The organism is Rothia sp. HC945 (genome assembly GCF_051370785.1).
GTDB lineage: Bacteria > Actinomycetota > Actinomycetes > Actinomycetales > Micrococcaceae > Rothia.
The window spans coordinates 234,309-253,649 of the sequence record NZ_JBFCSN010000002.1; the positions used below are offsets into that span (position 1 = coordinate 234,309).

The window sequence follows — 19,341 nt, forward strand, 5'->3', positions numbered from 1 at the left end:
GGGCGCCTCGAGATCTGCCCCACTCGCACGGGACAAGAATGTTGAACCCTATTCTGCCGTCAGTCTATCGAGGATCAGGGGCCTTGCGATATCCACCGGGCTCGATGAAGAAATCTCAAAGCCGCCATCCAGAGTTTTCAGGGCCCGGTCGAAGCGCTCTGGCGTGTCGGTCAGCAGGATCATCAGGGGCTGGCCCTCCTCGACCCGGTCGCCCGGCTTCGCGTGCAGCCGGACTCCCGCGCCTGCCTGCACGGGATCCTCCTTGCGGGTGCGCCCGGCCCCCAACCGCCACGAGGCGGTACCCACGGCCAGGGCATCGAGCCGGCTCAAGGTGCCCGACTGCGGTGCGCGCAGAACGTGGGACTCGCGTGCCGTGGGAAGTTCGGCCTCAGGGTCTCCGCCCTGTGCACGAATCATGTCCTTCCAGACGTCCATGGCCCGCCCGTCGGCGAGTGCTTCGGCCGGGTCCTCGTCGACTCCGGAGGCCAAGAGCATTTCCCGAGCGAGCGCCACGGTCAACTCCACGACGTCGTCGGGCCCTCCGCCGGCCAGGACCTCGACCGATTCCTCGACCTCGATCGCGTTCCCGACGGTGAGCCCCAAGGGGGCGGACATGTCCGTCAGCAGGGCCGTGGTACGCACCCCTGCGTCGCCTCCCAGATCGACCATCGTCTGCGCGAGCAGCCTCGCCGAGGCCTCGTCCTTCATGAAGGCTCCCGGGCCCACCTTGACGTCCAGGACCAGAGAATCCGTGCCCTCCGCGATCTTCTTGGACATGATCGAGGAGGCGATCAGCGGAACGGCCTCGACCGTTCCGGTCACGTCGCGCAATGCGTACAGTTTCTTGTCCGCCGGGGCCAGGCCGGTACCGGCCGCGCAAATCACGGCCCCGACGCTCCCCAGGATCCGCATCATGTCCTCGTTGCTGAGGGATGCCTGCCACCCGGGGATCGATTCCAGCTTGTCCAACGTGCCGCCGGTGTGCCCGAGGCCCCGGCCGGAGAGTTGCGGCACGGCTATCCCGTAGGCGGCCACGAGGGGTGCGAGCGGCAGAGTGATCTTATCCCCCACCCCACCGGTGGAGTGCTTGTCGGCAGTCGCGATCTTGCCTCGCGGTCCGAGGATCGGGGAAAAGTCCAGTCGCTCCCCGCTGGCGATCATGGCTCGCGTCCACCGAGCGGTCTCCTCCGGCTCCATGCCCCTGAGATAAATCGCCATGGCCAGCGCGGACATCTGTTCGTCCGCGACCGTGCCCCTCGTATAGGCGTCCACGACCCAGTCGATCTGATCTGTGCTCAATGACCCGCCGTCACGTTTGGTGCGGATGACGTCGACCGCGTCGAATTCTTCGCTCATCGCTCAGGTGTCCTTTGCTCGTGATGGTCGGTGAGGTTGTCGATTCAGGTTTACCGGTCGACGAATCCGGCGACGTCGTGCGGGCCGAAGGCCTGAGGAAGCACCTCGTCCATGGTTCGCGGTCCTTCCGGGGTGAGGATTCTCATCTCCGGCGCGCGGTGCTCATTCAGAAGCTGACGGCATCGTCCGCACGGCATGATGACCTCCTCCGCGCCGTTGAGGCACACGAAGGCCGAGAGCCTGCCGCCGCCCGTGCGAAACAGATCCGAGACCATCGAGCATTCGGCACACAACGTCACGCCGTACGAGGCGTTCTCGATGTTCGCCCCGACGACGATCCGACCGTCCTCGGCTCGTCCCGCCGCCCCCACAGGATAGTTCGAGTACGGACTGTAGGACCGACCGAGGGCCTCGCGGGCGGCGTCGATCAAAGGCTCCCACTGGGGGTCGCCGGAATGGGGTGTGCTCATGCGATCACTCCTTGACATACGGGACCCCGCTGGCGGCCGGTCCTCGGGAACGGCCGACCAACCCGGTCACGGCCGCGATGGTCACCAGGTACGGCAGCATGGCCAGGAACTGGCTCGGAACCGTGGTCCCGAGAAGGGACAGGACCGACTGCAAGTTGGTCGCAAAACCGAAGAGCAGCGCGGCGAACAGCGCGCCGAACGGGCGCCACCTGCCGAAGATGAGTGCGGCCAACGCGATGTACCCTTGGCCGGCCGTCATGTCCTTGTTGAAGGACGAGACCGAGACGAGCGTGAAGAATGCGCCGCCCATGCCTGCCACGGCGCCGGCCACCAGCACATTCCAGAAGCGCAGACGGTTGACCTTGACTCCGAGCGTGTCCGCCGCCTTCGGGTGCTCGCCCACCGCACGGGTGCGCAATCCCCACCGGGTCCTGGTCAGGCAGTACCAGATCAGGAAGACGACGCCGTACATCAGGTACACGATCACCGATTGATCGAACAGCACCGGACCGATCACCGGGATCTTCGACAGCACCGGCACCGCGTAATCCGGCAGGTGGTCCGGGGCATTCAGACCGACGTTGGAGCGTGAGAGCACCGTCGAGTAGAGGAAACCGGTCAGACCGGAGACCAGGACGTTGACCACAACGCCCACGATCACCTGGTTGACCAGGTACTTGATCGAGAACACGGCCAGGACCAAGGACACCAGAACGGCTCCGAGCATCGCGGCGAGGAGACCTACCCAGGCATTGTGCGACACGGATCCGGCAACGGCCGCGGAGAACGCACCGAACAGCAGTTGGCCCTCGATCGCGATGTTCACGACGCCGCTGCGTTCGCACAACAAACCGGACATCGATCCGAAAATGAGCGGGACGGCGAGCGTCAGTGAGCCGCCGAGCAGACCGGGCAGGGAAAGACTGTTGCTGTCCGCGTGGCTGACCGCCCACACCAGCATGGCGATCACGAAGGCCGCCCAGAACACTGTGGTGCACCACCGGGGCACCTTGCGTCCCTTCGAGCCGGCGGTCCACGCAACGGCGGCCATACAGATCGCGACGACGGCGAGCACCCAGCCCGTCACCCGTGACCCCAGGGCGACGTCGCCCAGCCGTATGGTGTCCCGGGTTTCCGAGAGCCTGAACACGACCGTGTCGTCGGCCGCGTTGATGGCGCAGACGAGCAACGTGACGAGGGCAAGGACCGTGAAGATGATGGCGGTGCGCCAGTGCCGGACCGCGGTCTTCTCCGGTTCGGAGGACTCGGGCGGCCGGACGGAGTTCCTGTTTTCCTGGACGGCGGTGCTCACTGGGCTGCTCCTGCCTTGGGTGCCGATGCCTTGCGGGCCTTCTTGCCGCGGCCGGTCTTCGAGGGGTCGGGCAGACGGAAGATCGCACGGACCAGCGGTGGGGCCGCAATGAACAGAACGATCAACGATTGGACGACCAGAACGATGTTGATATTGGTTCCGGTATTGGTCTGCATCGCCACTCCCCCCGCGCGGAAGGCACCGTAGAGAAGGCCGGCCCAAAAGGTCCCCCAGGGTTTCGACCGTCCGAGGAGAGCAACGGTGATCGCGTCGAATCCGAAGGATGCGGCGACGTCGCCCGTCAGTACCTTCTCCGTGCCCGAGATCTGGGAGACGCCGGCCATCCCGGAGAGACCACCCGCCATGACCATCACGACGATGTATCCGGCGGTCACGTTGATTCCGGCGGTCTTCGACGCTTCGGGATTGGAGCCGACCGCGCGAAGCCGGAATCCGACCGTGGACCGGTTGATCATCCACGAAACGAGCAGGACCGCCAGAATGGCCAAGACGAATCCCCAGTGGAGCCGGAAGGAGTCGCCGAAGAGCTTGGGCAGTTGGGCGCTCTGGTCAATCTGCGGCGAAATCGGGTTCGTGGACCCTTCTCTCTGGAACCCTGGCGTGGTGAGGACGTACAGCACCAGGTTCAGGGCCACGTAATTGAGCATGATGCACAGGATCACTTCGTGGGCACCGGTCTTTGCCTTGAGCAATCCGACCAGGCCACCCCACACTGCACCTCCCAGAATGCCCCCGAGGATCACCAGGACGAGGTGTATCGCTACCGGCAGGTGCCAACTGAATCCGATGTACCCGGCCACGATGGCGCCGAGGATGATCTGTCCCTGAGCACCAATGTTGAACAGGCCCGATCGGAACGAAATGGCGACGCCCAAGCCAGCGAAGATGAGCGGTGTCGCAATGGTCAACGTCTCGGTCAGAGGGTAGATCCGTTGGATCCAGTCCTCGCCGCTCGGGTCGAAGATGGCGCCTTCGAACAATGCCACATACGCCGAGCTGGCGGCCTTCCAGGCGGCCTCAAAGGTGTCGCTCGGCCGGTTGAAGAAATAGTTCATGCGGGTCAGCACCCGCTGGTCCGTGAAGACGATGAGAAGTCCGCCGACGACGAGGGCGGCGACCAGCGCGGCCACGGAGAGAACGAGCGGGGACGACGTGAAACGGTACGCCAAAGACGGTTTCTCCGGCCCCGAGGCCCAGGGCGGTGTGACGGGAGCGACCGCCGTGCCTTCGGAGGCCGATCCCGAGCCGTCCACGGGCGCGGCCAGGGGCTGCTGCGACTCTGACGAGCTCATGCGGGCTCTCCTTCGGTGGTGTTCTGGACCGCGGGCTGCGGCGCGTCGGCCTGGAGCTCTTCCGCCGTTGCCCCGGCCATCATCTGTCCGAGCATCTCGCGCGGGACGTCCGGGCCCACGATGCCCATCAGGCGCCCGTGGTGGAATACGGCGATACGATCTGCGAGAGCATAGACCTCATCCAACTCGGTCGAGACGATGACGACCGGTGTTCCGGCGTCGCGCTCGGCGACGATCCTTTCGTGGATGAATTCGATCGATCCGACGTCCACGCCGCGCGTCGGCTGGGAGGCGACGAGGAGCCTCAGCGGCCTCGAGAGCTCCCTGGCGACGACCACCTTCTGTTGGTTGCCGCCCGAGAGCGTCGCCACGTGGTCGGACACCGAATTCATTCGGATGTCGAAGGCCGCCGCCTTCTTGCGAGCGTTGGATCTGATCGCGCCGCGCCGAAGCGACGGCCCGGCGGAAAACTGCTTGGTGTCGAATTGATTGAGCACCAGGTTTTCCTCGATGCTGAAGGCCCCGACCAATCCGTCGACGGTTCTGTCCTCCGGGACGAAGCCGACGCCGGCGTCGATGATCTTCTTGGTGGTCATTCCCAGCAGGTCCTCACCGTCCAGGACGATGCGGCCCGTGGCCTTCGGGTGCAAACCCATGACCGTCTCCGTGAACTCGGTCTGACCGTTGCCCTGGACGCCGGCGACCGCGACGATTTCTCCGCCGCGGACGTCCAGGTCGATCCCGTCGAGAACCTTGACCCCTGTGTCCGAGACCAGGGAGAGATCGCGAACCGAGAAGGTGTTGTCACCGTGCTGCGGGGCTTCTTTGTCCACGGTGAGGTTCACGTCGTGGCCCACCATCATGGAGGCCAACTCGGTGGTCGTGGCGGTCGGGTCCACGGTACCGACGACCTTGCCGCGACGGATCACGGTGATTTCGTCGGACACCGCGCGCACCTCGCGCAGTTTGTGGGAGATGAACAGCAAGGATTTTCCGTCGTCGCGCAACTGGGCCATGATCGCCAGCAACTGGTCGGTTTCCGCCGGCGTCAGAACGGCCGTCGGCTCGTCGAGGATCAGAATCTCTGCGTCGCGCACCAGGGCCTTGATGATTTCGACCCGTTGCTGGACGCCCACGGGCAGGTCCTCGACGACGGCGTCCGGGTCGACGCGGAACCCGTACCGATCCGAGATCTCACGGATGCGGCGGCGAGTCTGTTCGAGGTCCAGGCTGGTGCCCCGGGTGGATTCCGCGCCCAGGGCCACGTTCTCGGCGACCGTGAATACCGGAACAAGCATGAAGTGCTGATGGACCATCCCGATGCCGGCCCGCATGGCCTCTCCGGGACCGGAGAAACGCATCTCCCGCTCGTCCAGAAGGATCTGCCCCTCGGTCGGTTCGTACAGACCGTAGATCACGTTCATGAGGGTCGATTTTCCGGCCCCGTTCTCCCCCAGGAGGCAGTGCACGGTTCCCGGTTCGACCACGAGGTCGATCGAGTCATTGGCCGTGAACGCGCCGAAGCGTTTCGTCACCGACCGCAATTCGAGTTTCATCGTCGAGGATCCTTACTGCTTCTTGACCGGGCTGGCCTTGGATTCGACAGGGACCTCTCCGCTGCTGATCTTGGTCTTGAGGTCCTTCAGCTCATCCTTCATGTCGTCGGAAACGTTGCCCGACTGGTCATGGAACGGAGCGAGCCCGACGCCGTCGTTCTCGAGGTCGCCGATGTACGGCTCATTGGTGAATTTGCCGTCCATGTCGGCGACGTATGCATTCTCGACCGCGTCGCCCATCTTCTTGATCACCGAGGTCAGAACGTATTCCTGGCCCCCGGCGAGGGTTTCGTATCCGTCCGAGTCGACCCAGATAATGCGGGCCGGGTCCTTGGGTTCGTCGGAGTTGAACCCATTGACGGCGTCCATGGCGCCGTTGCCCACGGGCCCCGCCACCGGCATCACGATGTCGGCCCCCTCGTTCAAGAAGTTCTGGGTGGTCGTCTTGCCCTTGCCCGTGTCCTCGAAGTCGCCGGTGAAGCTTCCTGTCTGCTTGTCGACGTCCCAGCCCAGCAAGGAAACGTCCTTGCCCTTCTGCTGGTTGTAGTAGTTGACCCCTTCGGCGAATCCGTCCATGAAGATCGTGACCGTGGGGATTTCTTGGCCCCCGAAGGTCGCGACCTTCCCGGTCTTGGTTGACCCGGCGGCCAGGTAGCCGGCGAGGAAGGCCGCCTGCGAGGTGTCATAGATGATGGGCCGGACATTGGGCAGGTCGATCGAGTTGTCGTCCACGGTCGCGAAGTGCTTGTCCGGATGGGCTTCCGCGGTGGATTTCGTGACGTCCGACAGGTTGAAGCCGACCGTGACGGTCAGGCCGCATCCACCGCGGACCATGGAACTGACGTTGGGTTCGTAGTCCGTGATGGCCTGGGACTCTGCCTGTTTGGTCTCGATGCCGTAGTCGTCCTTGGCCTTCAGCAGGCCTTCGTAGGAGTTCTGGTTGAAGGAGCGGTCGTCGAAGCCGCCCGAGTCCGAGACGATGCACCCGGTGTAATCGGAGCGATCCTGGGCGATGTCCGCGTCTTCGTCAGGTGCGGGCGCGCATCCGGTGAGCAAGAGCGCCGATGCGCTGATAATGGCGCCGCCGGTCACCAACGTGCGGCGCAGGCCCTGGGGAGAAAGGACGGGCATGAGGTACCTCCGGGTGCGCCGCCGACCACGTGGCGGCGGATTCCCTGCCCGTGCATCGGCCGCGAATGTTCTGCGGTGTGCACCACAGTGTAGCCCCTCATAAGCCCTTTTGCTGGGAGCCTCCCGGGTCGGAACTCAGAGTTCGCCCTGATCGGTACGCCGTTGGTGGTTGATGGCCCGCAGGGCGGTCGCGGTCATGACACGCACGCCGCACTCGATGGCACGCTCGTCCGCCACGTAGTCCGCCTGGTGCAGGTCGTAGGTCTGCCCACCCGGCGGGCGGGTTCCGAGCCGCATCATCGATCCCGGTACTTCCTGGAGCATCCACGCGAAATCCTCGCCGCCCATCGACTGCTCCATGAGCACCACGGAGTCCTCGCCCAGTTCGGCTCGCGCCGCATTCTCCAACAAGGTGGTTTCGGTCTCCGTGTTGACCACCGGTGGGACGCCCTGGACGTGTTCGAGTTCGACCTCGACGCCGTACGGGGCGGCAACCTGTTCCACCACCTCGTCCAGCAGCTCCGCGGCCTTGTACCACGCGTCCGCGTCTAGACACCTCATGGTTCCGGCCATGTAACCGGTCGCTGGAATCGCATTCGGGGCCACCCCGGCCTCGATCTGCCCCCAGACCACCAGGACCCCGGCTCTGACATCGAGGTTCCTGGACAACACCGCCGGAACGTTGATCGCGATCTGGCCCATCGCGTAGATCAGGTCCTCCGTGAGGTGGGGCCGGGACGTGTGGCCGCCGTGTCCTCGAACAGTCAATTTGATCGTGTCGGTCGCGGACGTGATCGCACCGATGCGCGTGCCCACCTGACCGACGTCGACCTTCGGCTCGCAGTGGAGTGCGAAGGCACGCGGAACATCCTTCAGCACACCTTCCTTGATGACCGAGACTGCGCCCCCGGGCAGCTTCTCCTCGGCGGGTTGGAAAATGATGCGGACGGTGCCGGCCAATGGCGCGGACGAGTCGATGTCCGCCAAGGTCAGGGCGACTCCGAGCATGACGCTCTGGTGGATGTCGTGCCCGCACGCGTGCATCACCCCTTCGTTGATCGAGGCGAAGTCCAGTCCGGTGTTCTCCTCGATGGGCAGGGCATCGATGTCCGCTCGCAACGCGACGGCAATCGGGCCCCGCCCGATGTCCACATAGCACCCGGTGTACTTGAAGCGCACCGGGTGGAGCCCCGCCTGCTCGAGACGGGCCATGATGCGGTCGGTCGTCCGATGCTCGCGAAAGGACAGCTCCGGGTGCTGGTGGATCGTGCGTCGGAACTCGATCAGCTCGTCCACGAACTTGGCGACGAGCGGAGTGACGTGCAGCGGACTGCCGGAAGCTGAGAGTGACGGACTATTACCCATACAACCGACCTTAGCGCTCGGACCCGGGTTCGCGCCCACGTTGCAAACGTGTCAGAACATGACGACGCCGCCCGCGTCCCCCAGGGGACGCGGGCGGCGTCATTGATTGACTGACGTGCGGCGACGCGTCAGAAAGCGCGAGCCAGAACCGCCTGCTTGACCTCGGCGATCGCCTTGGTGACCTGGATCCCGCGGGGGCAGGCCTCAGTGCAGTTGAAGGTCGTCCGGCAGCGCCACACGCCTTCCTTGTCATTGAGGATCTCCAGGCGCAGGTCGCCGGCGTCGTCACGCGAATCGAAAATGAAACGGTGGGCGTTGACGATCGCCGCCGGCCCGAAGTACTGACCATCGGTCCAGAAAACGGGGCACGAGGACGTGCAGGCCGCACAGAGAATGCACTTCGTCGTGTCGTCGAACCGGTCCCGGTCTTCCTGGGACTGGTAGCGCTCGCGCTCCGGCTCGTGTCCCTCGTTCATGAGGAACGGCATGATCTCGCGGTAGGACTGGAAGAAAGGCTCCATGTCCACGATCAAGTCCTTCTCGCACGGCAGGCCCTTGATCGCCTCGACCGTGACCGGCTTGGACAGGTCGAGATCCTTCAGAAGGGTCTTGCACGCCAGCCGATTGCGGCCGTTGATGCGCATCGCATCGGAACCGCACACACCGTGCGCGCAGGAGCGGCGGAACGACAGCGAACCGTCGATCTCCCACTTGACCTTGTGCAATGCGTCCAGGACTCGGTCCGTGCCGAACATCTCCAGCTCGTAGTCCTCCCAATGCGCCTCCTCGGAGACCTCGGGATTGTAACGACGGACCTTCAAAGTGAGGTTGTACTTGGGGATCTCTCCCCCGCCGCCGGACTCACCCGGCAGATCGACCTTCGAAGCCGGCTCGGCTGCTTCCTTTTCCTGTGTAGTCATTAGTACTTACGCTCCATCGGCTCGTAGCGGGTGAAGATCACCGGCTTGGTCTCGAGGCGGATGCCGGCGACGCTGTCGGTCTCGGCACCTTCGTCCAGGTAGGCCATCGAGTGCTTCATGAACTTGTCGTCATCGCGGTTGGGGAAGTCCTCGCGGAAGTGGCCTCCACGGGATTCCTCGCGGTGCAGGGCCGCGACGGACATGACCTTGGCGAGCTCCAGCAGGAAGCCCAGTTCCACGGCCTCGAGGAGATCCAGGTTGAAGCGCTTGCCCTGGTCCTGGATCTGGATGTGCTTGTAACGCTCCTGCAGATCGGCGATCTTGTCCAGCGCGCTGTGGATCGTGTCGGCCGTGCGGAACACCTGCATGTCGGCGTCCATGACGTCCTGCAGTTCCTTGCGGAGCACGGCCACCTTCTGGTCGCCCTTGCCGTTGCGCATGAGATCCAGCAGATCCTGCGTCGGCTGGGCCGCGTCTTCGGGGACGGGCAGGAAATCCGCGGTCGCCGCGTACTCCGCAGCCTTGATTCCGGCGCGCTTGCCGAACACGTTGATGTCGAGCAGCGAGTTGGTTCCCAGACGGTTGGAGCCGTGGACCGACACGCAGGCGACCTCGCCCGCCGCGTAGAGTCCGGGGACCGTCTCCTCCGAATTGCAGTACACCTCGGCGTCGATGTTGGTGGGGATGCCACCCATCGCATAGTGGGCCGTCGGGAACACCGGGACGGGCTCGGTGTACGGCTCGACGCCCAGGTAGGTGCGCGCGAACTCGGTGATGTCCGGGAGCTTGGCATCGATGTGCTCCGGCTCGAGGTGGGTCAGGTCCAGGAGGACGTAGTCCTTGTTGGGCCCGCAACCGCGGCCCTCGCGAACCTCGTTGGCCATCGAGCGGGCCACGATGTCACGCGGGGCAAGGTCCTTGATCGTCGGGGCGTAGCGCTCCATGAAGCGTTCGCCCTCGGAGTTACGGAGGATTCCGCCCTCACCTCGGGCTGCCTCGGAGACCAGGATGCCCAGTCCCGCGAGACCCGTCGGGTGGAACTGAACGAATTCCATGTCCTCAAGAGGCAGGCCATTGCGGAAGGCGATGGCCATGCCGTCTCCGGTCAGCGTGTGCGCATTCGAGGTGGTCTTGAAGATCTTTCCGCAACCGCCGGAGGCGAAGACGATCGACTTCGCCTGGAACACGTGGACCTCGCCGGTGGCCAGATCGTAGGTCACGACGCCGGACGGCCGGGGCTTGCCGTCGACCTCGGTCATGACCAGGTCGAGCACGTAGTACTCGTTGAAGAACTCGACGTTGTGCTTGACGCAGTTCTGGTACAGCGTCTGGAGAATCATGTGGCCCGTGCGGTCCGCGGCGTAGCACGCACGGCGGACGGGTGACTTGCCGTGGTCACGCGTGTGCCCACCGAATCGACGCTGGTCAATGCGGCCCTCGGGGGTGCGGTTGAACGGCAGGCCCATCTTTTCGAGGTCCAGCACGGCGTCAATGGCTTCCTTGGCCATGACCTCGGCCGCGTCCTGGTCCACCAGGTAGTCGCCGCCCTTGATGGTGTCGAAGGTGTGCCACTCCCAGTTGTCTTCCTCGACATTGGCCAGCGCCGCACACATTCCGCCCTGGGCCGCACCGGTGTGCGAACGGGTCGGGTAGATCTTGGTCAGTACGGCGGTGCGGGCGCGCTGGCCGGATTCGATGGCTGCGCGCATACCGGCACCGCCGGCACCGACGATGACCACATCGTACTTGTGAAGCTGCATTCTTGGATGCTCTTTCCTTGTTGAGTCTCTGTAGGTGTGGGGCGGAGCGCCGTCCTGCCCCGGCGTCGTGATCCGGCCGCGGCTACGGTGCCGGGCAGAAGGACGGAACCAGCGAGGGATCTGCTCCCGTGGGGCACGGGGAGAAGGTGAAAATCACCAGGGTGCCGACGAGCAGGATGAACCCGGAAGCGAGGAAGAGCAGGGTCTTGAGCCAGAAACGGGTCCTGTCCTTCTCGGCGTAGTCGTCGATCACGGTGCGCACGCCGTTGGTCCCATGAATCATGGCCAGCCAGAGCATGATGAGGTCCCAGGTCTGCCAGAAGGGGTTGGCCCACTTGCCTCCGACGAAGCCGAAGTCGATCGCGTGAACCCCGTCGCCCATCATGAGGTTGACGAAAAGGTGCCCGAAGATCAGGACGATCAGCAGAACACCCGAGACGCGCATGTACAGCCACGCGAACATCTCGAAGTTGTTGCGCTTGGAGCCTGAGCGGTTGTACTTGATGCCATCGACGCTGTTGTCCCGGCTCCGCGGGACCGCGATGCGAGTTTTCAACGGAGTTGCCATGGGTTAGTGACCTCCAAAAACGATGGCGAGGTGGCGGACGAGGAACGGCACGACGGCGATGACCCAGAGGATCAGGACGCCCCACAGCATCGCTTTCTGGTTCTTGGCCCCGTTCTTCCAGAAGTCGATCAGGATGATTCGGAGACCGTTGAAGGCGTGGTAGACGATCGCGGCAACCAGGCCGGCCTCGCCGAGACCCATGATGGGGTTCTTGTAGGTGGCAATCACGTGGTTGTAGGCCTCCGGGGAGACCCGGACGAGTGCCGTATCAAGCACGTGGACAAGCAAGAAGAAGAAGATTGCGATGCCTGTGACGCGATGAGCCACCCAGGACCACATGCCCTGGCGGCCTCTATAGAGGGTGCCCTTGGATGTATTCGGCACTGAATAACCTCCCTGTTTCATCAACCGGAGGGCCGCGGCGTCGGTCTTCCTTCCGGCGAGGGGCCCAAGAATGCACTGCCACTGCGCAGACCGGGCGGGCCCGGGCGTCATGAGTGAGCGAGTTCTCCTGTCAGATTACCAGCAGCCGGAACACTTAGTGACACCATGTCGACGCCGCTCTCCCGCGGTCTTCCGGGGAGAATAGGCCACAGATTCTTGGCCTAATGCCGTGCTTCCCACTCATTCCGCCGATGCGGTCGAGCGACGATTCGGGAGTTCGGGTCGAGGCGCTCCTAAGGCACACTCGGCGGCCTTGCGATTTATGACGAACGCAACCGGTACGATGTGTGCGATGAATGCTCCACATGCGCACTTCCACCCGTTTGTCCCGGCCGGTGGTGTCGGGTCCCGCCTTTGGCCTCTGTCCAGGGCCGATGCACCGAAATTCCTGCTCGACCTGACGGGCAGCGGACATTCGCTCCTGCGCTCGACCTACGAGCGTCTGATCGATCTCAGCTCCAGTGGTGTGATGATTGTCACTGGGCGCACTCACGCGCAAGCCGTGCGCAGCCAGCTGCCCGAATGTTCCGAGTCGGATCTCGTGCTGGAACCCTCTCCCAAGGATTCGGGCGCGGCCATCGGGTTGGCCTCGGCGATCATTAGCCTCCGGGACCCCGAGGCCATCGTCGGCTCGTTCGCGGCGGACCATGTGGTGGAGCCGACGGAGGAATTCCACCGAGTCGTCGAGGAAGCGGTGCAGACCGCGGCCACGGGCCGCATCGTGACCATCGGCATCACACCGACCTCCCCGTCCACGGGGTTCGGCTACATCCGCGCGAGCGAAAGCCTCAACCTGGAGGCCGCACCGTCCGCGATGAAGGTCGACGAGTTCGTAGAGAAACCGGACGAGGACACTGCGCGCTCGTACGTCCGCAGCGGTGAGTACACCTGGAATGCGGGCATGTTCGTCGCCCCGGCCAAACTCCTGCTGAGCCATCTGGCCGCGAACCAGCCCGAGCTGCACGCGGGCATCATGGAGATCGCCGAGGCCTGGGAGACTGACGAACGGGACGCCGTCATGGACCGGGTGTGGCCCAGTCTGCCCAAAATCGCGATCGACTACGCCGTGGCCGAGCCTGCGGCCGCGGCGGGCGACGTCGCCATGGTCCCCGCCTCCTTCACCTGGGACGACGTCGGGGACTTCGCAGCCATCAGCCGGCTCAACCGCGCCGTGAACGTGGACGAGGTTGCCGTGATCGGCAAGAACAAGAGAGTCATGACGGACAACGCCTCCGGCATCGTCGCGTCGGACACCAGCCGCATCGTCGCCTTGATCGGCGTCGAAGACATCGTGGTGGTGGATACCCAGGATGCACTGCTGGTCACGACTCAAGAGCATGCCCAAAGAGTCAAGGACGCCGTCAACGCGCTCAAGGAGAACGGGGACACCGACGTCCTCTGATCGGCGTCGGCAAGGGCCCGGGCGCCGGGCCTTCGGACCCAGGTGCGTCGCGTCCCGCTCGACCCTCAGGGGGCCGGGACGCTCAGCGGAGGTCGACCCGGCCCAGTGACCGCCATCCGGCGTCGTCACCGATGTAGGCGTCCAGCCCGGTGACCGGGAACGTCGCTGTGAAATCCCTGAAGTCTGCCAACGCGGCCTCGAGCGTGCGCCGCCCCTCGTTCTGCGTCAACGTCATGTGCGGGTGATAGAGAAACGGCGATGCGCTGTCCAAAAGTTTCAGGCACCGATTGTGCAGCTCGTGGAGAAACTCCGTGCCATCCCCCACGGACAGGAAGACCACGTCACTCATCGGACGGAAAGTCCCGGTGCCGGTGAGAGTGATGCGACCAGGACCGAGCCCCAGGCAAAGATCCTCGAATTCCGAGAGGAACCGTTCGGCGCTTTCCTCCGGGCGCTCACCCAGCTCCGCGATGAATACCGTGATGTGCAGAGGATGCCCCGGGTGAGAACAATGGTGGGATCGCCACCGCATGACGTCCTCGTGCACGCACGCGGGCACGTCCAGGACCAGGCTCAGATAGCTCTTGCCCGGAAGAATCGTGGGGCTCACACCGATCCTTCCCTGATCGGCGGGACCCGATGAGACCTTTGTTTGCACTACTCAGCCCCGCGGTGCCAGAAATCCCATGCGTTCATAGGCTGACGCAACAGTCGGTGCCGCGATCTCCCGTGCCTTGGCCGCGCCGATGGCCAGCAACCGGTCCAATTCGGCGGGGTCGTCCATGATCTCCAGGGTGCGTTCCCTGATGGGACCGAGGACGTCCACGGCGACGTCGGCCAGCCCAACCTTCAGGTGGCCGTACATCTTGCCCTCGTACTCGGCGACGATGTCCTCGACGGACCGACCGGTCAGGGACGAATAAATGGTCAACAGGTTCGAAACGCCCGGCTTGTCCTCCCGGTCGAAGCGGATCTCGGTTCCGTCGTCCGTCACGGCGGACTTGATCTTCTTGGCCAGCTTCTTCGGATCGTCCAACAACCAGATGATGCCGTTCTCCGAGGCCGCCGACTTGGACATCTTCGCCGAAGGGTTCTGCAGGTCGTAGATCTTGGCGGTATCGCCGAGGATCTTGGCCTCGGGAACCACAAAAGTCTCGCCGAACCGCGTGTTGAATCGCTGTGCGAGATTGCGGGTCAGCTCGAGGTGCTGCCGCTGGTCCTCCCCCACCGGAACCTGGTCGGTCTGGTACAGCAGGATGTCGGCCGCCATGAGCATCGGGTAGGCGTACAGTCCCGCCGACGTGTTCTCGGATCCCTGCTTCGCGGCCTTGTCCTTGAACTGCGTCATGCGGCGGGCCTCGCCGTCGCCAGTGATGCATGTGAGCAACCAGGCCAATTGGCTATGCTCCGGGACGTGGGACTGGACGAAGAACGGCGTCTTCGTCGGGTCGATGCCCGCGGCAATGTACTGGGCGGCGGTCTTCCGGGTCCGCTCCGCGAGATGCTCAGGGTCCTGCGGGACCGTGATCGCGTGGAGATCGGGGATGAAATAGATGCACTCGTTCTCGGCCTGCATCTCCACCCAGTTGCGGACCGCCCCGACGTAGTTGCCCAGATGAAGGGAATCTGCCGAAGGCTGCGCACCGGAAAATACTCTCGGTGCACCGGTGGATGCGTTGGGGATGGTGCGTTCTGTCATGCTGTTCTTTTCTGCTCTCTGCGGCCCCGACGCCCACCGGTTCCGGCGGGCTCGGGAGGCGCAACGTCTAGAAGTGGTAGTCGACCACGAGCGGAGCGTGATCAGAGAAGCGGGTGTCGTAGCTCGGTGCCCGATCCACCACGGCGTTCTGCGCGGCCTCCGCAAGGGCCGGGGTCGCCATGTGGTAATCGATCCGCCAGCCGGCGTCGTTGTCGAAGGCCTGGCCCCGGTAGGACCACCAGGTGTAGGGTCCTGGCACCTCGCCGGCCAGGCCACGGGCGACATCGCGGTATCCGAGGTCGCCGAAGAACCGGTCGAAGTAGGCGCGTTCCTCAGGAAGGAACCCGGCGTTCTTGACGTTGCCCTTCCAATTCTTGATGTCGAGTTCGGTGTGGCCCACGTTGAGGTCGCCGACGATCAGAGCGTGGTCAGAATGTTGCGCGAGCGCCGGGAGCCGTTCGAGCATCACGTCCAAGAACCTGTACTTGTCGTCCTGGCGCTCCGTACCGACCTCGCCCGAGTGGACGTAGGCGGAGACCACCGTGAGGGTCTGCCCGTTGGGCAGTTCATAGTCGGCTTCGACCCAGCGCCCCGAGCGGGCGAAGTAATCGACGCCGATATTCTCCCGTTTGGCCACGGGCTGGCCGGACAGCCGGGAGGGCCGGTCCTCGGTGTCCTTGCGCGTCGCAATCGCAACACCTGCGCGGCCCTTGGCCTCGGCCTCGGCGTGCAGGATGTCCCAGTCCTCTTCCCCGAGCAGTTCTCGGAGCTTCGCGTCAGGGGCTCTGACCTCCTGGAGGCAGAGGACGTCGATGTCCCTGTTCTCGAGCCAGTCCCCCATGGTCTGCTTCTTCTTGGGGTTGTAGGCGGCCCGAATACCATTGACATTCACGGTTGCGATGCGCAGGCTGTTGCCGTCCCTGGCGGTCTGGTCCATAAAGTCTCGGCCTTCCTCGTGATTCTTCCGATGGCTCACACGCGGTCCCGCCGTGCGGAATCAGACGTGCTCGTGGACGATCAATGCTTTCGCAACCGACTGGTCGAGTGGTTCTAGTCCACGACCGTGCCGTCGACGGTGTCCTGGGACTGAACCATACCCATCCCGTTCTTGGCCGTGAAATTGATGGTGTCGATGGCCCGGTCCACCACTTCCTGGTCCGCCTGGTCGCCCTTGGCAAGTTCTTCCTTGAGAACCTTGTTCTGCACCAGCACGATCTGGAAGGAATGCGCGAGTTTTTGGTCACGCATGGCGTCGGCTTCGGGGACCGCCGAGGTCCCGGAAGAAGGCGCACGCATCTGGGCGTCCTCGAGATCGCTCTGCAACTTCCTGACGGCGTTCTTCCCGAAACGGAGCGTTCCCCGGACCAGGAAGAGCGCATAGGCCGCGAGCGCCAACCACCCGAGAGCGATGGCCGCCAGGATCCATCCCAGCACGGACTGCTCGTTCGCCGCGGAAATCACAGCGAAGACGAAAATCAGAACCATCACCGCCATGCCGATCACGGTGGCCCAGAAGGCTCTTCCGCTGGCCGCGCTTCTGGTCTGTGCATTGCCCACACGGGCGTCTGAAGTTCCGATCGGTTGCATGGCCCCCATTGTACAAGTCCGCGGCGGGGCGCTTTCCGCCCCTCAGCATCACACGACAACGCCGGCCCCGCCGTTTCCGGCCAGGGCCGGCGCTCGTTTCCCTAGGCCTCCGCCGCTTCCCTTTCGGCCCTCTGGACGACGTTGACCAGCAGCATCGCCCGGGTCATGGGTCCCACACCGCCGGGGTTCGGCGAATACCACGAGGATTTGGCCGCGGCGTCCGGGTGGATGTCACCCGTGAGCTTCTTCTTGCCCGTTTCCGGGTCCAGGACCCGGGATACGCCGACGTCCAGAAGGATCGCGCCGTCGGCCACCTGGTCGGGGCGCACGGCGTGCGGAACCCCGATCGCTGCGACGATGATGTCCGCGCGGGCGAGGACCTCGTCGAGGTCCTTGGTCCCGGTGTGCGCCATGGTCACGGTCGCGTTGATGTCACGACGGGACAGCAACAACCCGAGCGGTCGGCCCACCGTAATTCCACGGCCCAGGACCACGACGTTCTTTCCGACCAAGTTGATGCCGTGACGGTGCATGAGCTCGATGATGCCGTTCGGCGTGCACGGCAGCGGGGAATCGATATCGCCGTATACATTCAGTACGAGCTTGCCGAGGTTGGTCGGGTGGAGACCGTCGGCGTCCTTGTCCGGGTCGATCCTGCCCAGGATCCTGTTCGTGTCGATGTGCGGCGGCAGGGGGAGCTGAACAATGTATCCCGTGCATTCGGGGTTCGCGTTCAGCTCGTCGATGACCTGTTCGAGTTCTTCCTGGGTGACGTCTTCGGGGAGATCGCGCCGGATCGACGCGATGCCCACCTCGGCGCAGTCACGGTGCTTGCCGCCAACGTAGGAACGAGAGGCCGGGTCGTCCCCGACCAGCACGGTTCCCAGCCCCGGCGTGATGCCCTTGGCCCGGAGCTCGTCCACGCGGTCACGCAGTTCGTTCTTGATCGCACCGGCCGTGGCCGTTCCGTCGAGGACCTTCGGGAATGTTTCCTGCTGGGTCTCGGTGTTGATGTCCGAATACCTTTCCTGCTGAGTGGTTGTCGCGTTCACCATTCCTCGAGGCCCTCGTAGAGGGGGAACTGCTCGGCAAGCTTCTCGACCCTGGCGCGCAGGGCGTCGGCGTCGACCCCCGGCTTGAGCGCTTCGGCGATGATGTCGGCAACCTCGGTAAATTCTTCGCGTCCGAAACCACGCGTGGCCAGAGCGGGCGTGCCGATGCGCAGGCCCGAGGTCACCATGGGCGGGCGAGGATCGTTGGGAACCGCGTTGCGATTGACCGTGATGCCGACCTCGTGCAGGATGTCCTCCGCCTGCTTGCCGTCCAGTTCGGAATTCCGCAAGTCCACGAGCACAAGGTGCACGTCGGTGCCCCCGGAGAGAACCGAGATGCCGTGCTCAGCGACGTCGTCCCCGGTCAAACGGTCGGCGAGAATCTGCGACCCTTCGACCGTCCGCTTCTGCCGGTCCTTGAATTCCTCGCTCGCGGCAATCTTGAAGGCGACCGCCTTGCCCGCGATGACGTGCATCAGCGGACCACCCTGCTGTCCCGGGAAGACCGCCGAGTCGATCTTCTTCTTGAGCTCCTCGGTGCACAGGATCACGCCGGAGCGCGGGCCCGCCAGCGTCTTGTGAACGGTTGAGGTCACCACGTGGGCGTGGGGCACGGGGTTCGCGTGGATGCCGGCGGCGACCAGCCCGGCGAAATGCGCCATGTCGACCCAGAGGTACGCGCCGACCTCGTCGGCGATCTGGCGGAAACGCTCGAAGTCCTGTTCACGCGGGTACGCGGACCAACCGGCGACGATGACCTTGGGCCTGGCCTCCAGCGCGACCTCACGAACACGGTCCATGTCCAGCCGGCCCGTCTCCGGATCGACCTCGTAGGCTGCGATGTTGTACAGCTTGCCGGACACGTTGAGCTTCATTCCGTGAGTCAGGTGGCCGCCGTGGGCCAGGGACAACCCCATGAGGGTGTCCCCCGGCTGCATGAGCGCCATCATCACGGCGGCGTTCGCCTGTGCGCCGGAGTGGGGCTGGACATTCGCGTGCTCTGCACCGAACAGCGACTTGGCACGCTCCCGCGCCAGGTCCTCGACGACGTCGACGTGCTCGCATCCGCCGTAGTAGCGGCGGCCCGGGTAGCCTTCCGCATACTTGTTGGTCAGCACCGAGCCCTGCGCCTCCAGGACGGCGCGCGGAGCGAAGTTCTCCGAAGCGATCATCTCGAGGGTCGCTCGCTGGCGACCCAATTCCTTGTCGATGGCCTGCGAGACCTCGGGGTCCAGCTCCGCCAGCGGCCGGTTGTTGACATCCTGCACGGACGAGTTGCTCATAGTTCTCCTGGGGCTGACTCCACGCCTGCGACGTGGCACGCGAATGGCTTCCGCACCATCCTATGTCACGCAGAGCCCCAGAACGCCTCCGTTTCACGGTGCTACGTGGATCATCCAGCCATC

General features: G+C 64.4%; 18 protein-coding genes. 1 reads left to right on the forward strand and 17 read right to left on the reverse strand.

Annotation, left to right across the window (positions count from 1 at the left end):
- Positions 1 to 48 precede the first annotated feature (48 nt).
- The 11 genes from AB0Y14_RS09615 to sdhC form a co-directional block, all read right to left on the reverse strand.
- Positions 49 to 1,356, reverse strand: a complete 1,308-nt coding sequence (locus AB0Y14_RS09615) for a thymidine phosphorylase (protein WP_436589038.1) — start codon at positions 1,354 to 1,356, stop codon at positions 49 to 51.
- A gap of 50 nt (positions 1,357 to 1,406) precedes the next feature.
- Positions 1,407 to 1,826, reverse strand: a complete 420-nt coding sequence (locus AB0Y14_RS09620; protein WP_436589039.1) for a cytidine deaminase — start codon at positions 1,824 to 1,826, stop codon at positions 1,407 to 1,409.
- Between the two features lie 4 nt (positions 1,827 to 1,830).
- The gene (locus AB0Y14_RS09625) at positions 1,831 to 3,138 is read right to left on the reverse strand and encodes an ABC transporter permease (protein ID WP_436589040.1); all 1,308 of its coding nucleotides are present in this window, start codon (positions 3,136 to 3,138) and stop codon (positions 1,831 to 1,833) included.
- Positions 3,135 to 4,451 (reverse strand): ABC transporter permease, encoded by a 1,317-nt coding sequence (locus AB0Y14_RS09630; RefSeq protein WP_436589041.1) that lies wholly within the window; start codon positions 4,449 to 4,451, stop codon positions 3,135 to 3,137. The genes AB0Y14_RS09625 and AB0Y14_RS09630 overlap by 4 nt, the downstream gene beginning before the upstream one ends.
- Positions 4,448 to 6,007 (reverse strand): ABC transporter ATP-binding protein, encoded by a 1,560-nt coding sequence (locus AB0Y14_RS09635; RefSeq protein ID WP_436589042.1) that lies wholly within the window; start codon positions 6,005 to 6,007, stop codon positions 4,448 to 4,450. Before AB0Y14_RS09635 ends, AB0Y14_RS09630 begins: the two co-directional genes overlap by 4 nt.
- Before the next feature lie 12 nt (positions 6,008 to 6,019).
- Entirely contained in the window at positions 6,020 to 7,138 is a 1,119-nt protein-coding gene (locus AB0Y14_RS09640) for a BMP family lipoprotein (RefSeq protein WP_436589043.1), read from the reverse strand.
- A gap of 135 nt (positions 7,139 to 7,273) precedes the next feature.
- Complete coding sequence (locus AB0Y14_RS09645; protein WP_436589044.1) at positions 7,274 to 8,503, reverse strand: amidohydrolase; 1,230 nt, start codon at positions 8,501 to 8,503, stop codon at positions 7,274 to 7,276.
- 128 nt (positions 8,504 to 8,631) lie between these two features.
- Positions 8,632 to 9,423 (reverse strand): succinate dehydrogenase iron-sulfur subunit, encoded by a 792-nt coding sequence (locus tag AB0Y14_RS09650; protein ID WP_436589045.1) that lies wholly within the window; start codon positions 9,421 to 9,423, stop codon positions 8,632 to 8,634.
- On the reverse strand, positions 9,423 to 11,183 hold the full coding sequence (gene sdhA, locus AB0Y14_RS09655) for a succinate dehydrogenase flavoprotein subunit (RefSeq protein ID WP_436589046.1): 1,761 nt from the start codon (positions 11,181 to 11,183) through the stop codon (positions 9,423 to 9,425). The genes AB0Y14_RS09650 and sdhA overlap by 1 nt, the downstream gene beginning before the upstream one ends.
- A gap of 82 nt (positions 11,184 to 11,265) precedes the next feature.
- A complete protein-coding gene (locus AB0Y14_RS09660) occupies positions 11,266 to 11,751 on the reverse strand; it encodes a succinate dehydrogenase hydrophobic membrane anchor subunit (RefSeq protein ID WP_129315012.1) in 486 nt (161 codons plus the stop codon).
- 3 nt (positions 11,752 to 11,754) lie between these two features.
- On the reverse strand, positions 11,755 to 12,156 hold the full coding sequence (gene sdhC, locus AB0Y14_RS09665; protein WP_129315108.1) for a succinate dehydrogenase, cytochrome b556 subunit: 402 nt from the start codon (positions 12,154 to 12,156) through the stop codon (positions 11,755 to 11,757).
- A 331-nt stretch (positions 12,157 to 12,487) separates the two neighbouring features.
- Here sdhC and AB0Y14_RS09670 point away from each other — a divergent pair, with 331 nt between their 5' ends.
- The gene (locus AB0Y14_RS09670) at positions 12,488 to 13,597 is read left to right on the forward strand and encodes a mannose-1-phosphate guanylyltransferase (RefSeq protein ID WP_436589047.1); all 1,110 of its coding nucleotides are present in this window, start codon (positions 12,488 to 12,490) and stop codon (positions 13,595 to 13,597) included.
- An 82-nt stretch (positions 13,598 to 13,679) separates the two neighbouring features.
- Here the strand turns inward: AB0Y14_RS09670 and AB0Y14_RS09675 are convergent, their stop codons facing one another.
- The 6 genes from AB0Y14_RS09675 to glyA all read right to left on the reverse strand — a co-directional run bounded on the left by AB0Y14_RS09675 (position 13,680) and on the right by glyA (position 19,218).
- Positions 13,680 to 14,207, reverse strand: a complete 528-nt coding sequence (locus AB0Y14_RS09675; RefSeq protein ID WP_436589048.1) for a 2'-5' RNA ligase family protein — start codon at positions 14,205 to 14,207, stop codon at positions 13,680 to 13,682.
- A gap of 51 nt (positions 14,208 to 14,258) precedes the next feature.
- Positions 14,259 to 15,296 (reverse strand): tryptophan--tRNA ligase, encoded by a 1,038-nt coding sequence (trpS, locus tag AB0Y14_RS09680; protein ID WP_436589049.1) that lies wholly within the window; start codon positions 15,294 to 15,296, stop codon positions 14,259 to 14,261.
- A gap of 67 nt (positions 15,297 to 15,363) precedes the next feature.
- Positions 15,364 to 16,233 (reverse strand): exodeoxyribonuclease III, encoded by an 870-nt coding sequence (locus AB0Y14_RS09685; RefSeq protein ID WP_436589050.1) that lies wholly within the window; start codon positions 16,231 to 16,233, stop codon positions 15,364 to 15,366.
- Positions 16,234 to 16,346: 113 nt separating this feature from the next.
- Positions 16,347 to 16,883, reverse strand: a complete 537-nt coding sequence (locus AB0Y14_RS09690; protein WP_129315002.1) for a hypothetical protein — start codon at positions 16,881 to 16,883, stop codon at positions 16,347 to 16,349.
- Between the two features lie 101 nt (positions 16,884 to 16,984).
- A complete protein-coding gene (locus tag AB0Y14_RS09695) occupies positions 16,985 to 17,938 on the reverse strand; it encodes a bifunctional methylenetetrahydrofolate dehydrogenase/methenyltetrahydrofolate cyclohydrolase (protein ID WP_436589051.1) in 954 nt (317 codons plus the stop codon).
- A complete protein-coding gene (glyA, locus tag AB0Y14_RS09700; protein ID WP_436589052.1) occupies positions 17,932 to 19,218 on the reverse strand; it encodes a serine hydroxymethyltransferase in 1,287 nt (428 codons plus the stop codon). The genes AB0Y14_RS09695 and glyA overlap by 7 nt, the downstream gene beginning before the upstream one ends.
- Positions 19,219 to 19,341 lie beyond the last annotated feature (123 nt).